At 62.6% G+C, this 7,510-nt stretch carries 5 protein-coding genes; 2 read left to right on the top strand and 3 right to left on the bottom strand.

Going from position 1 to position 7,510, the window contains the following annotated elements; translation table 11 throughout:
• The coding region (locus tag NKJ72_RS19150) for a lipid-A-disaccharide synthase (protein ID WP_352478912.1) at positions 1-931 on the top strand (931 nt) is incomplete at its 5' end.
• Between the two features lie 76 nt (positions 932-1,007).
• On the opposite strand, the gene gltA is transcribed toward NKJ72_RS19150, so the two are convergent.
• Positions 1,008-2,336, bottom strand: coding sequence for a citrate synthase (gltA, locus tag NKJ72_RS19145; RefSeq protein WP_254817305.1), 1,329 nt, complete (start codon positions 2,334-2,336; stop codon positions 1,008-1,010).
• 180 nt (positions 2,337-2,516) lie between these two features.
• Positions 2,517-3,938 carry a glutamate--tRNA ligase gene (gene gltX, locus NKJ72_RS19140; protein ID WP_352478911.1) on the bottom strand — a complete coding sequence of 474 codons (1,422 nt, stop codon included), beginning with the start codon at positions 3,936-3,938 and terminating at the stop codon, positions 2,517-2,519.
• 96 nt (positions 3,939-4,034) lie between these two features.
• On the opposite strand from gltX, the gene NKJ72_RS19135 reads away from it, so the two are divergent.
• Entirely contained in the window at positions 4,035-6,500 is a 2,466-nt protein-coding gene (locus NKJ72_RS19135) for a ComEC/Rec2 family competence protein (protein ID WP_352478910.1), read from the top strand.
• Here NKJ72_RS19135 and lexA read toward each other — a convergent pair.
• The gene (gene lexA, locus NKJ72_RS19130; protein WP_023674949.1) at positions 6,494-7,228 is read right to left on the bottom strand and encodes a transcriptional repressor LexA; all 735 of its coding nucleotides are present in this window, start codon (positions 7,226-7,228) and stop codon (positions 6,494-6,496) included. The two genes, NKJ72_RS19135 and lexA, sit on opposite strands and share 7 nt — an antisense overlap.
• Between the last annotated feature and the right edge of the window lie 282 nt (positions 7,229-7,510).

Below are 7,510 nucleotides of genomic sequence, written 5' to 3'. Positions count from 1 at the left end.
CGGCCAGCCGGCAAACGCGATTGCCGGTGAAAAGCCCGATTGCCTTATCACCATCGACAGTCCGGATTTCTCGCTGCGCGTCGCCAAAAAGGTGCGTGCCGCCGATCCGACTATCCCGATCGTCCACTATGTCTGCCCGAGCGTGTGGGCTTGGCGGCCGGGCAGGGCGGCGGCGATGAAACCGTATGTCGATCACATTCTTTGCATTCTGCCGTTCGAGGTGAAGGAACTCGCTCGCCTGGGCGGGCCGCCCGGGACCTATGTCGGGCATCGCCTTGCACACGATCCGGGCATAATCAGTGCCACCAGGGCGCAGGCGCAGCCGCGTGACCTGTCCGCAGATCACGTCAAAACGTTGCTTATATTGCCCGGTTCGCGTCGCGGCGAGGTGCGACGCCTGGTCGGGCCGTTCGGCGAGACAGTGTCGATCCTGCGGGTGCGGGGGCACCGCTTGCGCCTGCTGTTGCCGACGGTCCCGCACGTCGCCGACCTCGTCAGGACCTCGGTTGCGAGCTGGGACGAGAAGCCGGAGATCATCCTTGATGCCGAACGCAAATGGCAGGCCTTCGGCAAGGCGGATGCGGCGCTGATCGCGTCGGGGACGGTATCGCTGGAACTTGCACTGGCAGGTGTGCCGATGATCTCCTGCTACCGGCTCGATCCGGTCATGCGCATGGCGCAGCCGCTGATCAAAGTATGGAGCGCAGCCTTGCCCAATCTCATTGCCGACCGGCCGGTTGTGCCGGAACACTACAATCAATATGTGCGGCCGCATTATCTGGCGCGGCAACTGGAAGCGCTGTTCTCCGATACCGCCTACCGCACTTGGCAGAAGCAGGGTTTTGCCGACATTGCCGGGCGTATGGCAACCGCCAAGCCGTCAGGCGAGATTGCTGCGGAGGTGGTGATGGGTATGGTGAGGAATGGGTGAATAATGAATAGCGAGTAGGAAATGGTGCTGGCGGTAACGGCCAGCTGCTTCAGCTATTACTCGCTACTCGCTACCTTCACCGCTTCGCGATCGGCACGTAATCCCGTTCCGGCGCGCCGGTATAGAGCTGGCGCGGGCGACCGATCTTCTGGTGCGGATCCTCGATCATCTCCTTCCACTGCGCGATCCAGCCGACGGTGCGGGCGACCGCGAACAGTACGGTGAACATGGTGGTGGGGAAGCCCAGCGCCTTAAGAGTGATGCCGGAATAAAAATCGACGTTGGGGTAGAGCTTCTTCTCGATGAAATAGGAATCGGTCAGCGCGATCTTTTCCAACTCCATGGCGATGTCGAGCAGCGGATCGTCCTTGATGCCGAGCTCGCCCAGGACTTCGTGCGCGGTTTTCTGCATGATCTTGGCGCGCGGATCGTAGTTCTTGTAAACGCGGTGGCCAAAGCCCATCAATCGGAACGGATCGTTCTTATCCTTGGCGCGCGCAATGAATTCCGGGATGTGATCGACATGGCCGATCTCGCCCAGCATGTTCAGGGCTGCCTCGTTGGCGCCGCCATGTGCAGGACCCCACAGGCAGGCGATGCCGGCAGCGATACAGGCAAAGGGATTGGCGCCCGACGAGCCGGCCAGGCGGACGGTCGAAGTCGAGGCGTTCTGTTCGTGATCGGCGTGCAGGATGAAGATGCGCTCCATCGCGCGCGCCAGCACCGGATTGATCTTGTATTCCTCGCAAGGCACGGCGAAGCACATATGCAGGAAGTTGGCTGCGAAATTCAGCTCGTTCTTCGGATAAATGAACGGCTGGCCGATGTGGTATTTGTACGCCATCGCCGCGATTGTCGGCATCTTGGCGATCAGCCGCATTGAGGCGACCATGCGTTGATACGGATCCGAGATGTCAGTGGAATCGTGATAGAAGGCCGACAGCGCGCCGACCACGCCGCACATCACCGCCATCGGATGCGCATCACGGCGGAAGCCGGTGAAAAAGCGCGACATCTGCTCATGCACCATGGTGTGGCGCGTCACCCGGTAGTCGAAATCGTCCTTCTGCGCCTTGGTCGGCAGTTCACCATAGAGCAAGAGATAGCAGACTTCGAGGAAGTCGCCGTGCTCGGCCAATTGGTCGATCGGGTAGCCGCGGTGCAAAAGAATGCCGGCATCGCCATCGATGAAGGTGATTTCCGATTCGCAGCTCGCCGTCGACGTAAAGCCGGGATCGTAGGTAAAGACGCCGGCGGTGTTGTAGAGCGAACCGATGTCGATGACGTCAGGTCCTACCGAACCACTTCGGATCTTGAATTCATGGGTTTTGCCGCCGAGCTCCAGCTTTGCCGTCGATGCCTGGGTTTTGCCGCCAAATTCCATTTTCGTCGCAGGTTCGGTCATAGCAAACTCCTTTTTGTTTCCTCAGGCCGGCAAAGGCAAAATATCTGAACCCAACACGTCAAAAGCATCGGACTATGCACATTTTGCGCCCGCAATTGTATCTGCGCGCCAGATTAGGCCAAGGCCCAATGTTGCACTGCGAAACACACCTTTCAATGCCAATCTTCTTGGGCCAGTTCGCTAATCGATTTGATCAGCGATCCGCGCCAGGCTTTCCTCGCGGCCCAGCACGGCAAGCACATCAAAGACACCTGGCGAGGTACTTTTGCCGGTGAGCGCGGCGCGCAAAGGTTGGGCCACAGCGCCGAGTTTATGGCCGCCGGCCTGCGCGTAGTCGCGGATCGCGGCTTCAGCCGAGGCGGCAGACCAGTCCGAAACCGTGGCCAGTGCGGCATGAGCGCCCCGCAGGATCGCGCGCGCCTCACCGCTGAGCAGCGCCGCCGCCTTCTCGTCGACCGGCAGCGGCCGCTCGACGAACAGGAATGCAGCCCCTTCAACAAGTTCGACCAGCGTCTTGGCGCGCTCCTTCAGGCCGGGCAAAGCGGCCAGCAGTTGCGCCTTGCGTCTGTCGTCGAGGCGGGCGGCGATTGCCGGGCCGCCTTCGAGATAGGGCAGAGTGGCGATGAAGATGTCGAGCAGCGCCGCGTCGTTCATCCGGCGCATATGCACGCCGTTGAGCGCCTCGAGTTTGGCGAAGTCGAAACGGGCGGCGCCCTTGTTGACATCGCCAATGTCGAACCATGCGATCATGTCGGCGATCGACATGATCTCATCGTCGCCGTGGCTCCAGCCAAGCCTCGCCAGATAGTTGAGCAGCGCCTCCGGCAGGTAGCCCATGGCGCGATAGGCCTCGACGCCAAGCGCGCCGTGCCGCTTCGACAGCTTGGCGCCGTCGGCACCGTGGATCAGCGGGATATGCGACATCGACGGCACCTCCCAGTCCATGGCCTGGTAGATTACGGTCTGGCGTGCGGCGTTGGTCAAATGATCGTCGCCGCGGATGATGTGGGTGATGCCCATGTCGTGATCGTCGACAACGACGGCATGCATGTAGGTCGGATTGCCGTCCGAGCGCAGAATAATGAAATCGTCGAGATCCTTGTTGGGAAAACGCACGTCGCCCTGGACGCGGTCATGCACCACCGTCTCGCCGTCTGTCGGCGCCTTGATGCGGATCGCCCCCTTGGCGCCGGGCGGCGCCTCCGACGGGTCGCGGTCGCGCCAGCGTCCGTCATAGCGGGGAGGCAGCCCCTTGGCCCGTGCGTTCTCGCGCATTGCTTCCAGCTCGGCAGGCGTCGCATAACAATAATAGGCCTTGCCCATGCGAACGAGCTCCTCGGCCACCTCGCGATGGCGCGGCGCACGCTCGAACTGCGACACCGGCTCGCCGTCCCATGTCAGGCCAAGCCAGGAAAGCCCGTCGAGAATGGCCGCGGTTGCCGCATCGGTGGAGCGCTCGCGGTCGGTGTCTTCGATGCGCAGCAGCATCGTGCCGCCTGTGTGCTTGGCATACAGCCAGTTGAACAGCGCCGTGCGCGCGCCGCCAATATGCAGATAACCGGTGGGCGAGGGGGCAAAACGGGTGACGACCTTATCGGGCATGGAACTCTCAGGCGGGCCAAGGAAGTGGGTTTGCGGACTTTCGCGCGTTGCGCGTTCATGTAGCATAGGAGGTCGAGGGCGCAAGGGGCAGACCCAATGGCTGTGCGAAGCCGTGGTGCGGGCGAGGGCGAGGACGCTGGCAGCGGCGTCAGCGAACGCTTGCTGTTTGCCGCTCCCCCGCCTGCCCTGCCGGTATCGGCATTGCTGCCCGCTCCGCGCTTCGATGCTCCGTCGCTGCCGGCCAGCGACCCAGCAACGGTTCTCGTGCCCGCGGGCGAGCCCATCGTGCGCCTACGCCGTCGTTTCCGCCTCCCGTCACCGTCCCGTATCCGCAACAGCGTAACCTCGGCAGCCGGCCTGGAACTCGACCGTGGCGTCGCCTTCCTGCTGGTGCCGGTGTTCCTCGCATGCGGGGTGGTCGTATATTTCGCGCTGTCGGTGGAGCCAGCCTTTCCGCAGCCGATCGCAATCGTGCTCCTCGCGGCCCTTTGTACGGTCGTCTCGCGTTCATGGCCCAGGACGCGCCTGTGTTTCATGGTGGCGCTGCTCTGCGCGCTTGGCGTGCTTGCCGCCAAGTTCGAGACCTGGCGTGTCGGGACGCATATGCTCGGTTCCGAAATCTCGACGCGGCTGACGGGTCGTGTCGTATCGTACGAGCCCATGGCGAGTGGCCGCATCAGGCTGACGATCGATGTGATCTCAACCGCCAGGCCGACGCTGCGCTACATGCCGGAACGGGTCCGCATTTCGGCGATGAAGATACCGGCTGAGCTGGCCGCTGGTTCCGAGATCGCCGGCTATGTGCGGTTGCTGCCGCCGACCGGCCCGGTGCGGCCCGACAGCTATGATTTCTCCTTCGACAGCTATTTCGCGGGCATCGGCGGCAGCGGCTTCTTTCTCGGGAATCCGAAAGTCGTGGCGTCGGGCAGCATGCCGCTTGCCGCGCGGCTTTCTTCCGCGATCGAAGACGCGCGCGAATCCATCGCCGACCATATCCGCAGCCGCATCGGCGCCGCCGAGGGCGAGATTGCTGCTGCGCTGATCGTTGGCGTGCGCGCCGGCATTCCCGAGGAGATCAACGAAGCGATGCGGCGTACAGGCATCTACCACATCATCTCCATCTCGGGGCTGCATATGGCGTTGGTCGCCGGCACCATCATGGCGCTGCTGCGCGGTGCCTTTGCGCTGTTTCCCGACTTCTCATCGCGACGGCCGGTCAAAAAATATGCCGCCGCCGCCGCGCTTTTTTCGATTGCGGCGTACCTCGTCTTTTCCGGCATTGTGGTGGCGGCCGAACGCAGCTTCATCATGCTGGCGGTGATGCTCATCGCCGTGCTGTTCGACCGGGCCGCGCTCACCATGCGCAATCTGGCGATCTCGGCCATCGCGGTCATCGTAGTGTCGCCGCACGAGGTGGTCGGTCCGAGCTTCCAGATGTCCTTCGCCGCGACGGCGGCCCTTGTCGGCGCCTATGCCGGCTGGTCCGATTACCGCACCGGCAGGGCCACCACGCCGCCGCCCCGGCGATCGCCGCTACGCTTGGCCACTCGAAAGGTCCTGCTGGGCATGGGCGGCCTGGCGATGACCTCGATCATTGCAGGGAGCGCCACGGCGCTTTTCGCCATATGGCATTTCCAGCGCGTAGCGCCGCTCAGCCTGTTCGCCAATCTGGCCATCATGCCTATCGTCTCACTGGTCGTCATGCCCTTTGCCGTGCTCAGCGCGCTGGCGATGCCGTTCGGCGCGGATGGGCCTTTCCTCTACGTGATGGGCAACGGGCTGACGGCGATGATCGCCCTGTCCGGGTGGATCTCCGAGCGCTCGCCGATCGATGCGGTCGGACTGATTTCGCTGAGATCTGTCCTTTTGGTGACGATCGCCCTCGTCATTGCCAGCATGGCGACGACCTGGTTGCGGCTCGCGGCAATTCCTTTTGCGCTCGCTGGCTTGCTAACGACAACGCAGACGCGCGTACCCGACGTATTGATCTCGGAGGACGCACGGCTGGTCGCGCTGCCGATCGGCAGCGGTGAGCTCGCGGTCAACCGGGCACGCCCGAATGAGTTCACCATCGACAACTGGAAACGCGCGCTCACATCAGAGGCTATCGTCGCGCCGGAAACACCTGGAAAGAACGATCCGCAATTCGACATTGCCGATCCGGCCGACCTACCGCCGGGCATGCCGTTCATTTGCACGGACGGTCTCTGCCTCGCCAGGCATCCATCCGGCGCGATCATTGCGCAAGCCAAGGACCGCGATACCGCACGGCCAGCCTGCGCCTTCGCCAGCTTGATCGTCATCGACGACGCCACCGCCCATAATCCCTGCTACTACGACCGGCTGGTCCTCGTCGTCACCAAACGGCAACTGGCGCGCGCGGGAAGTGCGGCCGTCTATTTCGATCCACAAGCGGCAACACGCGCCGAAATCCGCTTCGCCGTCGAAAAATCATACCGGCCCTGGCACGTGCAGCGGAAATTTTCACGCGCGGCGCGCGGCCTGCCGCCATACCGCAGGGCCGACAATCCAAAAGCCGGCACCAAGGGCGCAACTCAGTAGCGGCGGATCAGCCCAACGAGCTTGCCCTGCACCTTGACCCTGTCTGGTCCGAAGATGCGCGTCTCGTAGGCCGGATTGGCGGCCTCCAGGGCGATCGAGGCGCCCTTGCGGCGGAACCGCTTCAGCGTCGCTTCCTCCTCGTCGACCAGGGCCACCACGATCTCACCGGGGCTCGCCGTATCGGCGTTGCGGATGATCACCGTGTCGCCGTCGAAAATGCCAGCCTCGATCATCGAATCGCCTTTGACCTCGAGCGCATAATGCTCGCCGCCCATGATCATATCCGGCGGCACCGAAATCGAATGCGTCTGGTGCTGGATAGCATCGATCGGCACACCAGCGGCGATGCGGCCCATTACCGGGATCGAAACGGCGGCGACGACATCGTCGTCATTGCCGGCTGCAGGGACGCGCGACGATGTGGGCTTGCCCTGCCGAGGGGCACCTTGCCCAAGACTGCCCTGGATGACACTCGGCGAGAACTTGCGTGCCGCATTGAGGCCGGGGGCGATCGAGTCAGGCAGGCGTAGTACCTCCAGCGCACGGGCCCGGTTGGGCAAACGGCGAATGAAGCCGCGCTCCTCCAGCGCCGTAATCAGTCGGTGGATTCCGGATTTGGAAGCCAGGTCGAGCGCTTCCTTCATCTCGTCGAAGGAAGGTGGGATACCGCTTTCCTTCAACCTTTCGTGGATGAACATAAGCAGTTCGTGTTGTTTGCGTGTCAGCATAGCGACCCCCAACAGAATCAGAAAACAAACCCAGAACAGACACTATCTGTTCCAGTTGTGTTCCGCAACTGTTTAAAGTTTAATGAATGCGTTAAGGCTCGGGAAACAAACGACGTCCCCTACCGGCGTACCGTATTTTTACCGCCGCGAGCCTCATCGCCTTGATTCTGCTTTCGTTTGCGCCGTTCTGGCCTCCTAGAAGGCGGCACTGGCATCGGCGGTCGGTCGGCAAAGGGCACGGAATTGAACCCGTATCGACTGTGCGGTTGGTCAATGCGCCGT

This window comes from Mesorhizobium sp. M0045 (assembly GCF_040323385.1).
GTDB lineage: Bacteria > Pseudomonadota > Alphaproteobacteria > Rhizobiales > Rhizobiaceae > Mesorhizobium.
The sequence above is the reverse complement of the archived record's forward strand: the minus strand, read 5'-3'. Positions and strand labels throughout refer to the sequence as shown.

What these genes read in the sequence shown, in the direction of transcription:
- gltA (WP_254817305.1), bottom strand. Translation starts at nt 2,336, where the DNA reads ATGACCGAACCTGCGACGAAAATGGAATTTGGCGGCAAAACCCAGGCA.
- gltX (WP_352478911.1), bottom strand. Translation starts at nt 3,938, where the DNA reads ATGCCCGATAAGGTCGTCACCCGTTTTGCCCCCTCGCCCACCGGTTAT.
- NKJ72_RS19135 (WP_352478910.1), top strand. Translation starts at nt 4,035, where the DNA reads ATGGCTGTGCGAAGCCGTGGTGCGGGCGAGGGCGAGGACGCTGGCAGC.
- lexA (WP_023674949.1), bottom strand. Translation starts at nt 7,228, where the DNA reads ATGCTGACACGCAAACAACACGAACTGCTTATGTTCATCCACGAAAGG.